Annotated in this window: 15 protein-coding genes; 5 read left to right on the forward strand and 10 right to left on the reverse strand. The window is 63.7% G+C overall.

Annotated elements, in window-relative coordinates; genetic code table 11:
• Positions 1-15 precede the first annotated feature (15 nt).
• Positions 16-414 carry a sterol carrier family protein gene (locus ACIPY2_RS15115; protein WP_400267202.1) on the forward strand — a complete coding sequence of 133 codons (399 nt, stop codon included), beginning with the start codon at positions 16-18 and terminating at the stop codon, positions 412-414.
• A gap of 82 nt (positions 415-496) precedes the next feature.
• Here the strand turns inward: ACIPY2_RS15115 and ACIPY2_RS15120 are convergent, their stop codons facing one another.
• From ACIPY2_RS15120 to ACIPY2_RS15135, 4 genes are all read right to left on the reverse strand, one after another.
• Positions 497-1,984 carry a cation:dicarboxylate symporter family transporter gene (locus tag ACIPY2_RS15120; RefSeq protein ID WP_400267203.1) on the reverse strand — a complete coding sequence of 496 codons (1,488 nt, stop codon included), beginning with the start codon at positions 1,982-1,984 and terminating at the stop codon, positions 497-499.
• Between the two features lie 256 nt (positions 1,985-2,240).
• Positions 2,241-3,008, reverse strand: coding sequence for an SDR family oxidoreductase (locus tag ACIPY2_RS15125; protein ID WP_400267204.1), 768 nt, complete (start codon positions 3,006-3,008; stop codon positions 2,241-2,243).
• A gap of 25 nt (positions 3,009-3,033) precedes the next feature.
• The gene (locus ACIPY2_RS15130) at positions 3,034-3,777 is read right to left on the reverse strand and encodes an aspartate/glutamate racemase family protein (RefSeq protein WP_400267205.1); all 744 of its coding nucleotides are present in this window, start codon (positions 3,775-3,777) and stop codon (positions 3,034-3,036) included.
• A gap of 92 nt (positions 3,778-3,869) precedes the next feature.
• Positions 3,870-5,435 (reverse strand): NCS1 family nucleobase:cation symporter-1, encoded by a 1,566-nt coding sequence (locus ACIPY2_RS15135; RefSeq protein WP_400267206.1) that lies wholly within the window; start codon positions 5,433-5,435, stop codon positions 3,870-3,872.
• A gap of 291 nt (positions 5,436-5,726) precedes the next feature.
• Here ACIPY2_RS15135 and aceE point away from each other — a divergent pair, with 291 nt between their 5' ends.
• The gene (gene aceE / locus ACIPY2_RS15140; RefSeq protein ID WP_400267207.1) at positions 5,727-8,477 is read left to right on the forward strand and encodes a pyruvate dehydrogenase (acetyl-transferring), homodimeric type; all 2,751 of its coding nucleotides are present in this window, start codon (positions 5,727-5,729) and stop codon (positions 8,475-8,477) included.
• Positions 8,478-8,560: 83 nt separating this feature from the next.
• On the opposite strand, the gene ACIPY2_RS15145 is transcribed toward aceE, so the two are convergent.
• Positions 8,561-8,752, reverse strand: coding sequence for a DUF1508 domain-containing protein (locus ACIPY2_RS15145; RefSeq protein ID WP_347108406.1), 192 nt, complete (start codon positions 8,750-8,752; stop codon positions 8,561-8,563).
• A gap of 156 nt (positions 8,753-8,908) precedes the next feature.
• Between ACIPY2_RS15145 and nboR the strand changes: the two genes are divergently transcribed.
• Positions 8,909-9,547 (forward strand): nicotine blue oxidoreductase, encoded by a 639-nt coding sequence (gene nboR / locus ACIPY2_RS15150; protein ID WP_400267208.1) that lies wholly within the window; start codon positions 8,909-8,911, stop codon positions 9,545-9,547.
• A gap of 9 nt (positions 9,548-9,556) precedes the next feature.
• Entirely contained in the window at positions 9,557-10,033 is a 477-nt protein-coding gene (locus tag ACIPY2_RS15155; protein ID WP_400267209.1) for a GNAT family N-acetyltransferase, read from the forward strand.
• 77 nt (positions 10,034-10,110) lie between these two features.
• On the opposite strand, the gene ACIPY2_RS15160 is transcribed toward ACIPY2_RS15155, so the two are convergent.
• From ACIPY2_RS15160 to ACIPY2_RS15180, 5 genes are all read right to left on the reverse strand, one after another.
• Positions 10,111-12,867: a molybdopterin-dependent oxidoreductase gene (locus ACIPY2_RS15160; RefSeq protein ID WP_400267210.1), complete on the reverse strand. Its 2,757-nt coding sequence runs from the start codon at positions 12,865-12,867 to the stop codon at positions 10,111-10,113.
• 13 nt (positions 12,868-12,880) lie between these two features.
• The gene (locus ACIPY2_RS15165) at positions 12,881-13,792 is read right to left on the reverse strand and encodes an FAD binding domain-containing protein (protein ID WP_400267211.1); all 912 of its coding nucleotides are present in this window, start codon (positions 13,790-13,792) and stop codon (positions 12,881-12,883) included.
• On the reverse strand, positions 13,783-15,030 hold the full coding sequence (locus tag ACIPY2_RS15170; protein WP_400267212.1) for an XdhC family protein: 1,248 nt from the start codon (positions 15,028-15,030) through the stop codon (positions 13,783-13,785). The genes ACIPY2_RS15165 and ACIPY2_RS15170 overlap by 10 nt, the downstream gene beginning before the upstream one ends.
• Positions 15,031-15,345: 315 nt before the next feature.
• Positions 15,346-16,923, reverse strand: a complete 1,578-nt coding sequence (locus ACIPY2_RS15175) for an NCS2 family permease (protein WP_400267213.1) — start codon at positions 16,921-16,923, stop codon at positions 15,346-15,348.
• A 6-nt stretch (positions 16,924-16,929) separates the two neighbouring features.
• Complete coding sequence (locus tag ACIPY2_RS15180) at positions 16,930-17,424, reverse strand: nucleoside deaminase (RefSeq protein WP_018778860.1); 495 nt, start codon at positions 17,422-17,424, stop codon at positions 16,930-16,932.
• Positions 17,425-17,844: 420 nt separating this feature from the next.
• Here ACIPY2_RS15180 and ACIPY2_RS15185 point away from each other — a divergent pair, with 420 nt between their 5' ends.
• Positions 17,845-19,185: an 8-oxoguanine deaminase gene (locus ACIPY2_RS15185; RefSeq protein ID WP_400267214.1), complete on the forward strand. Its 1,341-nt coding sequence runs from the start codon at positions 17,845-17,847 to the stop codon at positions 19,183-19,185.
• The last annotated feature ends 152 nt before the right edge of the window (positions 19,186-19,337 follow it).

Here is a 19,337-nt window from a genome sequence, read left to right on the forward strand (position 1 = left end):
TTGAGGGAGAAAAGCATGGCAGTTGCACGACGCCGTATCGATATCAACGAGGGCCGCGCCGCGCTGGAAGCCTGGCAAGCCGCCGTCGGGCTCCCCGGCGGTTCCGGTACTGCAGAAGGCGCCGCCCCGCCGTCGCGCGCGGTGATTGCGACGGCGGTCCGCTTCTCACTGGAGGAAGTCACCGCACGCGCGCCCGGCAACTCGGTGGAAGTGCGGGTGCCGCCCTTCGGCGTGACCCAGTGCGTGGAGGGTCCGCGGCACACGCGCGGCACTCCCCCAAACGTCATAGAAACCGACGCCGCCACCTGGCTTGAGTTGGTGACCGGGCGGATCAACTGGGCCGACGCCGTCGCAGCCGGGCGCGTTGCCGCTTCCGGCCTGCGGGCCGACCTGTCAGCATTGCTGCCGCTTTAGCTTCTTAACGACCGCGGCCGGCGACCCTTGGGTGGAAGGGACGCCGGCCGCTGTTCCGTCCGGTGTATTCAGTGCAGCAGGTTCAGTCGGGGCAGACCGGGGTTTCCGGCTGGCCTTTCTTGCTCATCTCGAACTGCGGAATGTTGTCCTTGGTGGGCCCTCCGCGGAATTTCGGCGAAGGCTCCTGGCCGCCGGTGATGCGCTGCAACTCCTGTTCCTCGTAGACGTCTTCCTTGCCGAGCATGATGGCGGAGTCCTCGTTGGTGATCTCGCCCTTGAAGGCGCGGAGCATGACGCTGCGGTCGAACTGCCCTTCCCACTTGGCGACGACGAAGGTGGCCACGCAGTTGCCGAGCAGGTTCACGACGACGCGCATGGAGTCCATAAGCCGGTCGGCACCGAGGAGGAGCGCGACGCCGGCAACCGGGAAGATGCCCAGCGCGGTAGCCGTTGCCGAGAGAGCCAGGAACGACGAGCCGGGAACGCCCGCCATTCCCTTGGACGTCAGCAGCAGCACACCAAGCGCGGCCAGCTGCTGGCCAAGATCCAGGTTGTGACCAAAGGCCTGCGCCAGGAACAGCAGGGAGATGGAGAGGTAGATCGCAGCGCCGTCCAGGTTGAAGGAGTAGCCCGTAGGGACCACCAGGCCCGTGGTTGCACGGGAGCAGCCGGCGTTGGTCAGCTTGGTCATGATGCGCGGCATGACGGCCTCGGTGGAGGCGGTGCCGAGGGCCAGCAGGAATTCTTCGCGGGTGTACTTGAGGAAGCTCCAGAGCGGAACCCGGGCGAAGCCCCAGGCAACCAGGAACAGCAGGCCGATGAAGACGATTGCGGCGCCGTAGCAAGCTGCGATGAGGAGCGCGTACGTACTAAGCGTGCCGAGCCCGTACTGGCCGATGATGAACGCCATGGCACCGAAGGCACCGATCGGGGCCACCTTCATGATCCAGGACATGATCTTGAAGATCAGCTCCAGGACGGTCTCCATGAGGCTGATGACCGGCATGCAGCGCTCACGTCCGATAACGACGATGGCTGCGCCGAAGAAGACCGAGAAGAACAGCACCTGCAGCAGGCTGTTGTTGGCGAAGGCGCCGATCACGCTGGTGGGGATCACGTCCAGGATGAAGGCCGCGGCATCCTTGGGCGGAGCGTTCCCCGTCTTGGCGTTGAGCGCGTCCTGGGACAGCGTTGCGGGATCGATGTTCAGTCCTGCACCCGGTTGGACGATGTTGGCAACGATGAGCCCGAACACCAGGGCGAAGAGCGTAGCGCCGGTGAAGTACAGGAGTGCTTTGACCCCGACCCTTCCGACCGCTTTGACGTCGCCGACCGCTGAGATACCCGTGACGATCACGAGGAAGATCAGCGGGGCGATGATCATCTTGATGAGTTGAATGAAACCATCGCCCAGCGGCCGGAGGGTGAACCCGATGTTCGGCCAAAAGTGGCCGATGAGTACACCTGCGACGACGGCGATCAGAATTTGGAAGAAGAGCGACTTATACAGTGGCTTCTTCTTCCGCGGAGCCGAACTCGCCTTCAGCGCCGCAGAGTCTGGGATCTTCATTGATCTGAACCAATCAGTTTGGGAACAGCCCCACATTTCGGGGGATGTTTTTCAATGTAATCCCGCTCACATCATTCCGCAAGGGGAGAATGAATTTCCACTTTGCGGAAGTCACACTTGGTTTGGTATGCCACTTTCGAGTACCGCTACGACTCTCTTTGACATAGGAAAGCCCGCGGCACGCCGCAGGAAACGGCAGGCCGCGGGCTTCGCGACGTCACGGTTGGTGGTGGCGGTACGCCGGTCGGCTGAGGGCTCAGCCGCGCCCTATGAAAGGCATGCCGGCTGCGGTGACCACCAGGGATCCAACGCTGGCCGACGCCGGCATGTTGGCCATCAGCAGCACAGCACGGGCAGCGTCGTCCACGGGGAACATGGGCTCCACCTTGCGTGACCCGTCGGCCTGCAGCGCGCCCGAGCCAACACCGATGGTGTCCATGATCTCGGTGCGGGTATTGCCGATGTCGATCTGCCCGCACGTGATCCCGTATTCCCTGCCGTCGAGCTCAATGCTCTTGGTCAAGCCGGTCATCGCATGCTTGGTCACCGTATATGCAACGGACCTGGGCCTGGGTGAATGCGCGGAAATGGAACCGTTGTTGATGATGCGCCCACCCTGCGGCTGCTGGGCTTTCATGGTCCGGACGGCCTCGGCGGCGCACAACATGGAACCTGTGACATTGACCCTCAGCGTGGCTTCCCATTCCTCCACATCGAGGTCCCCCACGTCGCCCGAAGGCCCAAAGATGCCGGCATTGTTGAACAACACATCCACCCGGCCCCAGCGTTGGCGGACCTGCTCGAAAAGCCGGGCGACGTCGTTGGGCACTGTCACATCGCACGGCACGGCAAGCGCCTCGGGGTGACCATCCGCCGTCTCAAGCAGCTGCGCTTCCCGCCGCCCGGCCAGCGCAACACGATAGCCGTCGTCGAGCATGAGCCGGGCAACCGCTTTGCCTATGCCGGAACCGGCTCCGGTAACGACGGCGACCTTCGGTTCAGCGGGCAGGCGCGGGTCAGTCATGTGGTTGCCTTTCGGGAAGTTGCCTTCAGCGCGCAGCTGTCTGGGCGGCGGGAGTTATCGGCCAGCCTATGACAGTCTTGGGGCGCGGTGCCGCGTACGTGCGGACCTTGGACGTGGAAAGGCCAAGGCGGACAAGGGACTCGGCGATGGTGACCGCAGAGGCAACCCCATCCACAACGGGCACGCCGGCGCGCTGGCGGATCTGGTCGTCGAGGCCGGCCATTCCGCCACAGCCCAGGACGATCACTTCGGCGTGGTCCTTGCTGACGGCCTCCTCAGCCTGGCCGACGATCGCCTCGACGGCACGGTCCGGATGCTCTTCGAGCTCCAGCACGGCCATTCCACTGGCGCGGACCGAGGCGCAGCGGGCGTCGAGGCCTGCCAGCTTGAGACGGTCCTCGATCAACGGGACGGCGCGGTCCAGCGTGGTGACCACCGAGTACTTGTGGCCCAGGAACATCGCGGTGCTGGCTGCAGCTTCGGTGATGTCCACTACCGGGACGTCGAGGAGTTCCTGAAGACCCTCGCGGCCATGTTCGCCATAACCGGCCTGGATGACGGCATCGAACGGCTCCGGGTAGTTCACCACGGCATCCATGACTGCGATGGCCGCAAGGTAGCTTTCGAAGTTTCCCTCGCAGGAGTTGGCACCGAACCGTGGGGTGATGCCGATGATTTCCGTTCCGGGGGCCGCAGCGGCACGGGCCTGGGCTGCGATGGAGTCCGTCATGGACTGGGTGGTGTTCACGTTTGCGACCAGAATGCGCATGGGATTTCCTTTCAACGGCAGCGCCCGCCCTGCGGCCTGGTGACCGGAAGGACGGGCGGCGCCTTTGGTATTGCCTTAGTGGGTGCTCACGCTTAGTGGGTGCTCGCGACGGCGATCGGCTCGCCGGAGACGTCCTCGTAGTGCTGCTTCTTGTCAGCGACGGCGAAGTACGTGAGGGCAGCGACGCCGGCTCCGATGAACCAGGCGAACGGTGCGGCTGCTGCCAGGCCTGGGGTGAAGGCGATGGCGATGGCGAGGGCTGCCGCCGGGATCATTGCGATGATCGCCTTCGGGTTGACTCCGCGCTTGTAGAAATACGCACCCTTGGGGTCCTCGGTGTAGAGCTCGGGAACGTTGACCTTGCCGCGGCGGACGAGCCAGTAATCAGCCATGACGACGCCGAACAGCGGACCGAGCAGCGCACCAAGGCCACCGAGGAAGTACACGATCACGATGGGGTTGTTGTAGAGGTTCCACGGCAGGATGACCAGGCCGATCGTTCCGCTGACCCACGCGGCCCGACGGAAATTCAAGTGGCGCGGGAAGAGGTTGGTCAGGGCGTAGACCGGAGCAACGAAGTTGGCCATGAGGTTCACGGCGATGGTCAGGATCAGCAGGGCAAGGCAAGCGAGGACCAACAGGAGCGTGTTGGGGATGCTCTGGACGATGTCCGAGGGACTCTCGATGACGGTCCCGTTGATCTTGTACTGTCCGCCGGCCATGACGACGACGATGGCGCCAAAGACCAGCATGTTGATGGGGATGCCCCAGAAGTTGCCCTTGACGATCGACTTCTTGGAGGTGGAGGACCTGGTGAAGTCGCAGAAGTTCAGGACGAACGTGCCATAGATGGATACCCACAGTGCACCACCGGCGAAGATTGTCAGCCACATCTCCGTGCCTTCAAGGCCCTTGATGCCGGACCACTGGATGGCGCCGCCGGCCTCAATGAAGACCCACACGGCGATTGCTGCCATGGTGATGAGGATGATCGGTCCGGCGAAGGCCTCGTACTTGCGGATCATTTCCATGCCGAAGCTGACAATGACCAGCTGCACAATCCACAGTGCAACAAAAGAGAACCAGCCCAGGGTGGAAAGCCCAAGGATGGAGTTGCTGTCCAGGTCCTTCAGGCCCGGAGCAACTGCCACGAGGAGGACGCGAAGCACGACGGAGGCCAGGTAGGTCTGGATGCCGAACCAGGCGACTGCGACGGCGCCACGGACCAGGCTGGCGATCTGGGCGCCACGGATCCCAAAGCTGATACGGCTCATGACGGGGAAAGGTACACCCGTCTTCTGGCCCATGAACCCGGAGAAGTTCAGCAAGGCAAAGAGAAGCACCGCGCCGATCCCGAGGGCCACCAGGATCTGCCAGCCGCCGAGGCCCAGGGAAAAGAGTCCAATGGCGAAGGCATAGTTACCCAGGCTGTGGACGTCATTGGCCCAGAGGGTAAAGATGCTGTAGCTGGTCCACTTGCGGCCTTTGGCCTTGGTGGGTGCGAGGTCGATGTTGTAGAGGCTGGGGCTGATGGTACGGCCTGAGGCTTCGGAAGCTATTTCGCAGAGGGCTGTATTGCCGACGGCCATGGGCGTATGGCCGTGACCGGGTGCGTCTTCCGGAGTCCCAGTGACGCCGACTGATGAAGTCGTCTGCATCGTGGATCTCCACTTCGTACTGTTTCCACATTATGAAAACAAGTTATTGAATAGTGAGAAAACTCTATGACTCAGGTCACGTCTCGTCAAGAGTCGAACTGTATGAAGGGTCACATTCTGTTGATTGGGCGCAAGCAGGGGAGTTGACTGTATCGGTCCAGCAATCCGTGTTGACGCTGCCCAGCAGGCGTGCGTAATCTCGAATTGCAGAATTTTATTCTCACAATACGAAATTCCCTTGAGCGCCCCCACAGAGCAAGCGCCCAGACATTCAATGAAGAGAGGTTGGACGTGGCTGCAGGAGAAGAGACCTCACACATCCTTAGTGGGTTGACTGCCCAGTTGCCTGATCGTGATCCGGAAGAGACCGCGGAGTGGATTGAGTCCCTTGATGCGTTGATCGCGGAGCAGGGTACGGAGCGGGCGCAGTTCATTATGCGTTCGTTGTTGCAGCGTGCCGGTGCCCGGAGCGTGGGTGTTCCGATGGTGACGACCACTGATTATGTGAACACGATCCCGGTGGACCAGGAGGCCGAGTTCCCGGGGAATGAGGAGTTCGAGCGCCGGTACCGGGCGTATATGCGGTGGAACGCGGCCGTGATGGTCCACCGGGCGCAGCGGTCCGATATTGGTGTGGGCGGGCATATTTCCACCTACGCGGGCGCGGCGACCCTGTACGAGGTCGGGTTCAACCATTTCTTCCGCGGCAAGGACCACCCTTCGGGCGGGGACCAGGTGTTTTTCCAGGGCCACGCCTCCCCTGGCATGTACGCCAGGGGATTCATGGAAGGCCGGCTCACCGAAGAGGACCTGGACGGGTTCCGGCAGGAGAAGTCCAAGGAAGGCCACGCCCTCTCCTCGTACCCGCACCCAAGGTTGATGCCTAAGTTCTGGGAATTCCCGACCGTGTCGATGGGTATCGGCCCGATGAACGCGATCTACCAGGCCCAGTCCAACCGGTACCTGCACAACCGCGGGATCAAGGACACCTCCGAGCAGCAGGTCTGGGCGTTCCTCGGCGACGGGGAAATGGACGAACCCGAATCCCGTGGCCTGCTCCAGCTCGCAGCGAACGAGAACCTGGACAACCTGAACTTCGTGATCAACTGCAACCTCCAGCGCCTGGACGGGCCGGTCCGGGGCAACGGCAAGATCATGCAGGAGCTCGAGGCGTTCTTCCGCGGCGCGGGCTGGAACGTGATCAAGGTCGTCTGGGGCCGGGAATGGGACACCCTCCTGGAAAACGACACCGACGGCGCGCTCGTGAAACTCATGAACGAAACCGCCGACGGGGACTACCAGACCTACAAGGCCGAATCCGGCGGGTTCGTCCGCGAACACTTCTTCGGCCGCACCCCCCAGACCAAGGACATGGTCGCTGACCTGAGCGACGAGCAGATCTGGAACCTCAAACGCGGCGGCCACGACTACCGCAAGGTCTACGCCGCCTACAAGGCAGCGGTCGAGTTCAAGGGCAAACCCACCGTCATCCTCGCCAAAACTGTCAAGGGCTACGGCCTCGGACCGCACTTCGAGGGCCGCAACGCGACCCACCAGATGAAGAAACTGACCATGGAAGACCTCAAAGCCTTCCGTGACCACCTGCGCATCCCCATCACCGACGAACAACTCGACGCGGACCTCTACCGGCCCCCGTACTACCACCCCGGCCCGGACGCCCCGGAAATCCAGTACCTCATGGAACGCCGCAAGGCCCTGGGCGGGTTCCTGCCCGAACGCCGCCCCGACCACACCCCCGTGACCCTGCCCGAGACCAAGTCCTACGAGATCGCCAAACGCGGCTCCGGCAAACAACAAGCCGCGACCACCATGGCCTTCGTGCGGCTGCTCAAAGACCTCATGCGGGACAAGAACTTCGGCCACCGCCTCGTCCCGGTCGTCCCCGACGAATCCCGCACCTTCGGCATGGACGCGTTCTTCCCGACCGCGAAAATCTACAACCCCAAAGGCCAGAACTACCTCTCCGTGGACCGCGACCTCGTCCTGGCCTACAAAGAATCCCCCGCCGGGCAACTGATCCACCCCGGCATCAACGAAGCCGGAGCCGTCGCAGCATTCACCGCCGCCGGAACCTCCTACGCCACCCACGGCGAACCCCTGGTCCCGATCTACGTGTTCTACTCCATGTTCGGCTTCCAACGCACCGGCGACTCCTTCTGGGCCGCAGCCGACCAAATGACCCGCGGCTTCATCATCGGCGCCACCGCAGGACGAACCACCCTCACCGGCGAAGGACTCCAACACGCCGACGGACACTCACCCCTGCTCGCCTCCACCAACCCCGCCGTACGCACCTACGACCCCGCCTACGGCTACGAAATCGGCCACATCATCCGCCACGGCCTCGAAACCATGTACGGTCCCGACAGCACGGATAAAAACGTGATGTACTACCTCACCGTCTACAACGAACCCATCACCCAACCCGCCGAACCCGACAACCTCGACACCAACGGACTCCTCAAAGGCATCTACAAACTCGCCGACGCCCCCGAAGGAAACACCAACCGGCCCACCGCCCAGATCCTCGCCTCCGGCGTCTCCGTGCCCTGGGCACTCGAAGCCGCCCGCATCCTGAACGAAGACTGGAACGTCGCCGCCACCGTCTGGTCCGTGACCTCCTGGAACGAACTCCGACGCGACGGACTCGCCGCCGAAGAACACGCCTTCCTCAACCCCGGCCAACCCACACCCACCCCCTTCATCACCGAACAACTCACCGGCCACCACGGACCCGTCATCGCCGTCTCCGACTACATGAAAGCCATCCCCGACCAAATCCGCCAATACATCCCCAACGACTTCGCCTCCCTCGGAGCAGACGGCTTCGGCTTCTCCGACACCCGCCAAGCCGCACGCCGCTACTTCAAAAACGACACCCACTCCATCATCACCAAAACCCTGCAGATGCTGGCGGCGAGGGGCGAGGTTGAGGAGGGCGCGCCGTCGTACGCAATTGACCGCTACAAACTGCTCGACGTGAACGCAGGCACCACCGGTGGCGCAGGCGGCGACGCCTAGCCCCAGGCGCAGCAAAACGGCATGAAAAAGGTGGCGGCGGTGTTCCAACGAACACTGCCGCCACCTTTGCGTTCAACCAGGAACTACGTGCCCAGGTTCCTGCGGTCCACCACGAAGCCGGTTGCCGCGTTCTCCCGGACCGCGTTGATGCCGGCTACTACTGCTGCCAGGTTCGGGAATTGCGGCGATACTGCCACTACCGTTCCGTCGTCGGCCGTGAGCCGGAAACGGAAAGTGTTGGTACCTGCCTTGAGGATTTCGAAACTGCCCGCCATCTTTCTGACCTCCACGCGTCATTGCACCAGAGCTGATTTGAACAATTCCCTTCAGACAGTAATCGCCCCGGGACGCCACCAAAAGGCCTACTCGCGAGTAGTTTGCAACCGATTTCGGTAGATGTCCGTGAAAGCCTTCGAGGAGCTAGAGACCGCATGGAACCCCGCGCGTATGGTGTGTTTATGACTCAATCCGGCGCCGCGCCGATCACCGGCGTGCTGCTCGCCGCCGGGGCCGGCACCCGGCTTGGCCGCGGCCCCAAGGCGCTGCTGCCCTTCCGTGGGCGCACGCTGGTTGAAGTGCTGGCCGATACCCTGTTCGACGGCGGCTGCCGTGAGGTGGTGGTGGTTCTCGGTGCCGAAGCTGAACGAATCGCGGGTACGACGGAACTGGACCGTTACACCGTGGTGGAGAACGCCAACTGGGCCAAGGGAATGTCGGGATCGTTCAGGGCAGGAATCGAAGCGGCCTCGCCCGGAAACAGCATCCTCGTTGCGCTGGTGGACCAGCCAGGCCTAACCCCGACGGCGGTGAGCAGGCTGCTGGGCAGCCACCGTCCCGGCCGGATCACCGCAGCTGCCTACCCTGATGAGTCGGGGCACCTGAAGCGTCGGCACCCGGTGATTATCGACGTCGGGCTTCGCGCGGAAGCCGCGGCGGCGGCGAGTGGCGACACCGGCGCGCGTTCGTTCCTGAAGGCGCATCCGGGTCTGGTGGACCTGGTGGATTGCAGCGATCTCTGCTCCGGCGAGGACCTGGACACCAAGGACCAACTGCACCTGCTTGACGGGTAGATTTGGTGCATGATCCGCATCGATTTGGATGATCCCGCGCGCCCTGACGTCCACGCGCTCTTGAGTGAACACCTGGCCGATATGTTCGCCACCTCCCCCGCGGAAAGCGTGCACGCCCTGGATCATTCGGCATTGCAGCACGAATCCATTACTTTCTGGACAGCCCGGGAGGACGGCGTGCTCCTGGGCTGCGGAGCCTTGAAGGTGCTGGGCGCTTCCGGCGAGGCGGATCAAGGTGAAGCCGAGCTGAAGTCGATGCGGACCACCTCCAATGCACGCGGGCGGGGTGTGGCCACCATGCTGCTGGAGCACATCGTCGCGGAGGCCCGGAAGCGGGGGTATGGGCGCGTTGCCTTGGAGACGGGGACCGAGGACTACTTCGCTCCGGCACGGCGCTTGTATGCCAAGCATGGCTTCACGGAATGCCCGCCGTTCGCCGACTACACGCTGGACCCCAACAGCGTGTTCATGGAACTCCCCCTTTAACCCAAGTAGGTCGCAGATCAGGTCGTTCCCAGCGCTGAGAACGGCCTGATCTGCGACCTAGTTGGGTGGACGGGGGGTTAGTTGGGGATGAGGGTCCGGTCGCGCAGGGCCAAGTAGATCTTGTCCCGCGCAATGGGGAGCTCACCGAAGCGCACTCCCGTGGCATTACGGATTGCATTGGCCAAGGCCGGTGCCACGGGGTTGAAGGGGCTCTCGCTCATGGACTTGGCGCCAAGCGGACCGGTGGAGTCGTTGGTGGTGGCGAAGTACACCTCGCTGCGGGGCACATCCGCGAACGAGGGGATGTGGTACTGCCGGAGGATGTCCGTGGTGACCCTTCCGGAGTCGTCCACCTTCACTTCCTCGTACAGCACAGCCCCGAGGGCCTGGGCAATCCCACCCTCGATCTGTCCACGGCATTGGCGGGGGTTGACCACCACGCCGGCGTCGGCTGCCTGCACGCTCTGCAGGATCCGCAACTCCCCCGTTCCCGTATTCACCGCGACCCGGAAACCGTGGACGTTGAAGGCAACCGAACGCGGCGTACCGCCCCAGTTGCCGTCGGTGGCGAGCCGGACGCCTTGGAGGCGCGCGGCGTCGTAAATTTCCTTCAGCGACAGCGTTCGCTTACCGCACTCCACGGCTCCGTCCACCAAACGGCACTCGGCCAACGGCACCCCGGTCAGCGAGGCGGCCACTGTCTGGATACGGGTAGCCAGCTCCAGCGCTGCGCCCAGCGTTGCCTTGCCGGCCACGACGGTACCGGCCGAGCCGAACGCGCCAGTGTCGTGCTCCACAAGATCCGTGTCAGACTGCCGCACCTGGATGTTGTGGGCGGAGGTCCCCAGAGCCGTGGCGGCCAGCTGCGCATGGACGGTTGTGGTGCCGTTTCCGAATTCCGCAGTTCCGACGTCGACGGCGAACCGGCCGTCCACTTCGAGGCTCACCCGGGTGTGGGCGAAGTGGCCGCGCGGGGGCACGGTATCGATCATGGACAGCGCCGCGCCCTCGCCGGTGACCCACTCCGGGCCCAGCTGGTCCAGGCCCGCGGCACGGTAGCGTTCCTTGCCCCGGTCCAGTGCATCCCGAACCAGCGCAACACACTGGTCCAGTCCGTAGCTGCCGTAGTGCACGTCCTCTTCCGGTTCGGGAGTAGTGGAGAGCATGTGATCACCAGGGCGGACCATGTTCTTGAGCCTGAACTCCAGGGGGTCCATGCCGATTCCTACAGCAAGCTCGTCAATGGCCGATTCCATGGCGAAGATCATTTGGCTCAAGCCATAACCGCGGAATGCCCCGGCGGGCACAGTGTTGGTATACACGGCCTGGGCGTCCACCTTTTTGTTGACGCATTTGTAAACCGCCAGCGACTCGCCGCAGCCATGGAACATCACCCCGGGAGCGTGGTTTCCGTAGGCGCCGGTGTTGGTGATGACGTCGAGCTGCAGCGCGGTAAGGTAACCGTCCCTGCTGGCTCCGGCCTTGAGCTTGATGGTGAACGGATGCCTGGTGGTGGTAGCAGTGAACTGCTCGGTCCGGGTGAACTCCAGCTGCACCGGGCGTTTCAGGGTGAGTGCCGCCAGGGCCACCAGGTCCTCGGTCAGCACTTCCTGCTTTCCACCAAAGCCACCCCCAACCCGTCCCGCTACCACGCGGACAGACTCCTCCGGCAGGTTGAAGAGCCGGATCAGTGTGCGCTTAACCAGGAAGGGTACCTGGCTTGAGGAACGCACCATCAGCCGTCCGTCCTGGTCAATCCAGGCAATGGAAGAGTGGGTTTCCATCGCAACATGCTGCACACGCTGGGTCTGGTACGTGTGCTCGTGGACGAAGTCCGCCTCGGCAAACCCTTCCTCCACATTGCCGAGTTCTGCGTGGACCTCGGCAACCACGTTGTCCCGGGGGCGCGCGATCCTGGTGGAGACTGCGTCCTTTTCACCATGGATGGCAGGGGCTCCGGGAAGGATGGCCTCGTGCGGGGTGAACACGGCATCAAGGAGCTCATACTCCACCTCCAACGCCCGGGCGCCGGCTTCGGCTGCGCCCACGGATTCGGCGACAACGGCCGCAACGCGCTGGCCGATGAAGCGAACCACATTGTCCAGCACGCGGGTGTCGTCGGGATCGTCGGTGTAGTGCTCGTGCTGGGCCGTGGAGAAGAGCTGCTGAGGGGCGTCCTCGTGCGTGAAGACTGCCACCACACCCGGAACGGCCAGGGCGGCGGTCTTGTCGATCGAGACGATCCTGGCATGGGCGTGCGGGGAACGCAGGAGCTTCAAGTGGAGCACGCCGGGCAGTTGTTCTGCCGGAACATCCAAGGCATACCTGGCCGTACCCGTCACCACGGCCGGGCCTGCGGGCGCCGGCACGTTGTCGCCGAGCTGCCCGTTCCCGGCTTCCCCGGCACCTGAGTGGCCGCAGACCGCATCCGCGATTGATCGGTAACCCGTGCACCGGCACAGATTGCCCTTGAGGTTCCTGGGCAGGTTGGCGCGTTGTTCGTCGTCGAACGTGGCGGCGGTCATCATCATGCCGGCGGTGCAGAAGCCGCACTGGAAACCCTGGGCCTCCAGGAACTGTTCCTGCACAGGGTGCAGTCCGTCCTCAGTGGCGAGGCCTTCGATGGTGGTGACCGCTTTGCCCTCGGCACGGACGGCAGGGTAGATGCAGCTGTGTACGGGCGTACCGTCGACGTGGACGGTGCAGGCGCCGCAGTCGCCGCCGTCGCAGCCCTTCTTGACGCCAAAGTTGCCCTGCTCGCGGAGGAACGTACGGAGGCACTGGCCGGGACGGGGTGTGGCCTGGGTGGCGGATCCGTTGATCTCGATTGTCATGGAAGGCCTCCTTCTAGGTGCCTGAAGTTTCGGGTTGGGTAGAGGGCTGCGGCGAAGTGGCGTGGGGCGGCCAGAAGTCGCCGGACACGGTCATCGATTCGTCCAGCAGTTCAGCGCGGATTTCTTCCGCCAGCCGGATGGTCATGTCCCGGCGCCATGCGGGTAGTCCATGGATGTCATCGTGGTACAGCGTCCAGGGGATGGAATGTTCGACGGCGGCTGCCAACGTTGCGGCGTCGGGAACCTGGTCCGCTGCGAACCTCAGCTGCACCGGCCTTTTGGTGGAGGCCGTCACCGTGATGACCAGGCCGAATACGGGATCCAACCGGCCGATCAGCAGCACGCCGGAACGGCCGAGGTTGCTCAGCGACAACCGCCGGAACGCCACCCGGGCGGACAGGGCCTCGGCGGGAAGGTGGATGCTGCGAAGGAGTTCGCCCGGCATCAGGACGTTTTCCATCTCGCCGGTCACACAATCTGCAACGGGAACGGTTCGGCTGGTCCCGGCAGGGCCGATGATCGTGGCAACGCCATCCAGGCCGGCACAAAGCGAGATCATAGGACCTGCAGGCAAGGACGTGCAGATGTTGCCGCCCACCGTGGACATGTTCCAGACCTTGAAGGACGCCACGAAGGAATCGCAGCTGGGACGGATGAGGGCCAGCCCTGGCCATTCGCGGTGCGCTGTTTCGGCGGATTCCGGGAGCGCATATAGTTCCGCGACAGTGCAGGTAGCGGCAAGTTCAATGCCGTCATCGGTCACGGTGGCGGCCGCCCAACCGGCGTTGCCCAGGTCAAGGAGCCGTTTGAGGACGGTGCTTCCGTAGGAGAAGAGGACGGTGCCGCCGGCCAACCAGGCATCGCCTTCGCGCCATTCGGCGGGGTCCGTAGTGGGTACCACGGCCTCGATGGTGTTCATGTCCATGTGTCCTCCTGGGAGTCAGGGTCTTCGGTAGAAACAGAGTGGATCGGCCCCGAGCTGTCCTTGAGGGAGCGGAAAGCTCCGCGGCCCGGGTGGCTCCCGCGCGAAGCAACGATCTCGGCCGTAATGGCAACAGCCACCTCCGCCGGGGTGACCGCGCCGAGGTCCAGTCCGATGGGTGAGTGGAGCCGTTCCAAGGATTCCGATGGTGTGCCGGCGTCCAGCAGGGCATCGATGCGTTGCCGGTGGCTTCGACGGGATCCCATCGCGCCAACGTAGGCCAAGTTCAACTTCAGGGCAGTTTCCAGCAGGGGGATATCGAATTTGGGATCGTGTGTCAGGACGCAGACAACCGTGCGGCCATCGATCAGTCCGGCCGCGGCTTCACTTTCCAGATAGCGGTGCGGCCATTCGGTGACCACTTGATCGGCACCGGCGAAGCGGTCTTGCCGGGAGAAGGCGGCCCGGGCGTCACACAGGGTGACGTTGTAGCCAAGGAGTTGTCCGGCCGGGAGGAGCGCTGCCCCGAAATCGTTCGCGCCGAACACCAGCATGCGGGGCGCGGGAAGGCGGCTTTCGACGAACAAGGTGATGGGCTGCGGCTCGGTCTCTTCGGGAGGATTCTCCCAACGGTCCAGGGTGACCCAGCCATCGATGCATGCTTCCGGCGGGGCAAGCCGCACCAAGCCGGCGCGGCCGCCCTGGAGCAAGGGTTCCACTTGGGCGGCCGCCGCGAACAGAGTGGCGGGGTGATCGCCCACCAGCTTGGCGAGCTCCGGTGACTCCATGGCGCGGAACCGCACGGGATCCTTGACGACCACGGCACCTCCAACGGCGTCCAGCCTGCGGATGAGTGCCAAGGGAGTGGGAGCGCGGTCCTCGGGTGCGGTTGCCCGGCCGAAGGGCGCGAGTTCCGGAAGCCCCGCTTGGAGCGGCTGGATGTGGACTTCCAGTTCGCCTCCGCAGGTAAGCCCCACGGCGAATGCGTCCTCGGAACTGTAGCCGAACAACTCAAGCCGCGGGCCGCCGTCGCGCATGGCTTCCAAGGCCGCTTCAACTACGGCGCCTTCCACGCAGCCTCCGGACAGGCTGCCAAGGATCTCGCCGTTTTCGGAGACCATCATCGATGTCCCCATGGGCCGCGGCACCGAGCCGCCGGTCCCAACGATCGTAGCCACGGCAAGGCGTTGGCCGGAGACCGCAGGCCGCCAGTTGCCCAGTGAAGGCATCAGATCCAGCATGGCAACACGTCCTTTTTCCAGGTGTCCCGGCCGGGATGGCCCGGCCGGAGCAGTGCGCGATCTTGCCCCATATTCTCATTTCGGGAGGTTGTTGAGGGGTAGTCGCGGTTATTCAATGTGGAGTCATAGGGGCGGGGGCAAGGGCTTCATCTCCCTGCCCCCGCTCCATAGCGGAGCGTCGATCCCGGCCGCCGCCCGCCGTCGTGCCTCCCCGGGGAGGGGACCACGACGACGGACGCCTATTCGTGCGGTGGGATCAGGCGGACCGCCGATCAGAGTGCCGGTTTGCCCGCCGGCCCGGGGTTAGCCTGGCCGCTAGATCCCCATTAGGGCGTTGATCGGGCCGCGGGCAAAGTAGATGATGAAGCCCGCCGTGACCACCCACATGAGTGGATGGACCTTCTTGGCCTTACCCGACGCCGCGTTGACCACCGCGAAGGAGATGAACCCGACGCCGATGCCGTTGGCGATGGAGTACGTCAGCGGCATGGTGACGATGGTCAGGAAGGCCGGCAAGGCGATGGCGAACTTGGTGAACTTGATCTCGCGGATCTGCGCCATCATCATCGCGCCCACCACCACCAGGGCTGCAGCTGCGACTTCCAGCGGGACCACGGAGGTGAGCGGGGTGAAGAACATCGAACCCAGGAACAGCAAGCCCGTAACTACGGAGGCCAGTCCGGTCCGGGCACCTTCGCCGATGCCCGCTGCCGAGTCGATGTAGACGGTGTTCGACGAACCGGAGGTTGCACCGCCCACCACCGCCCCCATGCCTTCAACAATGAATGCCGACTTCAGCTTGGGGAACGTGCCGTCCTTGTGGGCCACGCCGGCGCTCTTGGCTAGGCCCGTCATGGTGCCCATGGCGTCGAAGAAGTTGGTGAACACCAGGGTGAAGACCAGCATCGTTGCTGCCAGGCCACCGATCCGGGCGAACGAACCGAAAAGATCGAAGTGGCCGACCAGGCTCAAATCCGGAACGGAAACCAGCTGGCCGGAGAGCACGGGGGTGTTGAGGTGCCAGCCGCCAGGGTTGTCGGCGGTGCCGGGACCGATCTTGAACACGGCCTCGGCAACAGCGGCGAGGACGGTGGTGGCGACGATGCCGATCAGCAGGCCGCCCTGGATCTTGCGTGCCACGAGGATACCCATGACCAGCAATCCGACAATGAAGACGAGGGTGGGGATGGACGTGATGGATCCATCATTACCGAGCTGGACCGGCGGCCCGCCCTTGGTGGGACGGACAAAGCCGGAGTCGACGAAGCCGATGAAGGCGATGAACAGGCCGATGCCAACGGTGATGGCGGCCTTGAGTTCCTTGGGTACTGCCTTGAAGATCGCCGTCCGCGCACCCGTGGCACCGAAGAGGACGATCAGGATGCCGTTGATGACCACGAGGCCCATGGCTTCGGGCCACGTGACTTCCTGGATCACGGCGACGGCCAGGAACGAGTTGATCCCCAGGCCCGCCGCGAGCCCGAACGGAAGATTGGCGACCAGACCGAAGACGATCGTCATGACACCGGCGGTCAGGCCGGTGACTGCGCCGACCTGTGCAGCGGAGAGCCAGCCTCCGGCAACATCGGTGGGGGCGTTTTCCGCGGAGAATCCTCCGAGGATCAGCGGGTTGAGGATGACGATGTACGCCATGGTAAAGAAGGTAACCAGCCCGCCACGGAATTCGCGTGCCAGCGTGGAGCCGCGCTTGGAGATCTCGAAGAACTTGTCCAGGAAGCTCGGGGGCTTCTTGCCGTTCCCGGGTGCTCCGGCGGTGTGCTTTGCGTTTGCTGCCGTGGGCCCTGCGCCCTTGTCCCCGTTGGGGAGGAGCGCAGCCTGCTTCTCAGCTGCTGTCTGCATTTCTGCGGTATCCAGGATTTCCATGTCAGCCACCGGGCCCTAGTAGTCGATCCTGGAATCGAGGGTGTTCCATGTGTTGAACGGCTGGAGGGCCTCCGGAGCCTGGGGGTCGCCCAGCTCCAGTTTGGCTACCGGCATCAGCGCGTCCCGGTTGTCGTTCTCGAAGTACTCGTAGAAGACGGCGTCATCGAAGCCAACGGAGGCGGCGTCGTGGCGGTCTGCGGCAAAGAACACGCGGTCCACGCGTGCCCAGAGTGCGGAGGCCAGGCACATGGGGCAAGGCTCGCAGCTGGTGTAGAGGGTAGCTCCGCTCAAATCGAAGGTTCCCAGTTCGCGGCAGGCATTGCGGATGGCCGTGACTTCTGCGTGGGCGGTGGGATCGTTCGAGGCGGTAACGCGGTTGACGCCTTCGAAGGCTCGTCCGTCCGCGGTGACAATGACGGCACCGAAAGGGCCACCACTGTTCAGGACATTGGCTGTTGCCAGCTCAATGGAGGTGGCCAGGAATTGCTCGGCCGTGACGGTTGTACTCATGTTGCGACTTCCTTAGTGCTGTGGAAGCCGGGTGACCTGTTGGGGGCGCTGCAAAAAAGAGCTCCAGTTAGCTTGGTTACCAGGCTTCAGCATGTGCGATGAAGGTTAAGTTGCGCCTGGTAGATAGCTTCCCGAGGTCCGGGTGCCCGCCTTTGGCAGTAGAAGCGTAGCACCACGATTGTGAGCCGCGCCATAGTTTTTTGAAAATTTAATTTCGTCATACGAAATTGCCTAACCAGCGTGCACCCTTGAATGTTGCTTTGCCAATGTGACCGGGCACCGGTCCCGCGGCCGTTGACTGCCGACGTCGGGCCTCTTACGCTGTGGGGACCGGCGCCTTTCAGGGCCGCCGGTTCCTGGATCAGCAGACAGGGCCGAACTGAGCTGGAACGCATTCATGCCGACCAGACAAGGACCCACATGCTTTGGATCAAGAACCCGCTCGGGATCTTCACCGCAAACAACCTCGACGCCGGCAACGGACTGGTGGTTTCCGACGACGGCACGATCGTTGAACTCGTTCCTTTGGGCGGCCAGCCGACCGTCCCTTGCGCCGAGTTCGATGCCTCTGCCCACGTGGTGCTGCCGGGGCTCATCAACACCCATCACCACTTCTACCAAACGCTCACCCGGGCCTGGGGACCGGTGGCCGACGTACCGCTCTTCCCCTGGCTGAAGAACCTCTACCCGGTGTGGGCGCGACTCACTCCGCGCAGCCTCGAGCTCGCGGTACAGGTCGCTTTGGCTGAACTGTTGCTTTCCGGCTGCACCACGGCTGCCGACCACCACTACCTCTTCCCGGATGGCATGGAAGACGCGATCGACATCGAGGTCGCCGCCGTCCGATCCATGGGCATGCGGGCCACCCTGACGCGCGGATCCATGACTTTGGGAGAGGACGACGGCGGGCTGCCGCCCAGGACGACGGTCCAGTCACCTGAGGCGATCCTTGCGGACAGCGAACGGCTGATTCGCCGGTATCACGAGTCAGGTCCCGGGGCTGTTGTGCAGATCGCGCTGGCTCCTTGTTCGCCCTTCTCGGTGACCAAGGAAATCATGGCCGAATCCGCAGTCATGGCCGAGCGATACGATGTCCGGCTGCACACCCATCTTGCCGAAACCATCGACGAGGAAGACTTCTGCCGGTCCATGTTCGGCCTCCGGACCGTGGACTATCTGGAATCGGTTGGCTGGCTGGGATCCCGTACGTGGTTGGGGCACGGCATCCACTTCAACGACGAGGAGATCGCCAGGCTGGGAGCTGCGGGCACCGCCGTCGCGCATTGCCCGACCTCCAACATGAGGCTGGCCTCCGGGACGGCGCGGGTCCTGGAGCTTGAGGACGCCGGCGTTCGCGTGGGACTTGGCGTGGACGGCTCTGCCTCCAATGATGCGTCCAACATGATCCTCGAAGCCCGGCAGGCCCTGTACCTGCAAAGGCTTCGCTATGGAGCATCGGTTCCCGTGTCCCGCGCTTTGGGGTGGGCCACGCGCGGGTCTGCCGCAGTTCTTGGCCGCTCGGATATCGGGCAGTTGGCTCCGGGCCTTCAGGCGGATTTGGCTCTGTTCAAGCTGGATTCCCTGCGCTTCTCGGGCAGCCATGACCCCATTGCGGCATTGTTGCTCTGTGGCGCGGATCGGGCCGACCGGGTGATGGTTGGGGGTTCGTGGCGCGTGATTGACGGGGCGATTCCGGATCTGGACGTGGCCGGGCTCATGGCGGAACACTCGGCCGCCGCCCGGAAATTGGTAGCCGGATAGGTCTCTTTTCGGTGGCTCGCACGAAAACGCCGGAACGCTTCCCTTTCATAGGGAACGTCCCTGTGTGTCAGGCTGTCGTGTGACAGGTTGTGTGTCGCTTGCGGTCTGACGCACAGGGCGGGGAAAGGTCCGTCATGGATTTTGTTATTCCC

It is taken from the genome of Paenarthrobacter sp. NPDC089675, from assembly GCF_044749185.1.
Classification (GTDB): Bacteria; Actinomycetota; Actinomycetes; order Actinomycetales; family Micrococcaceae; genus Arthrobacter.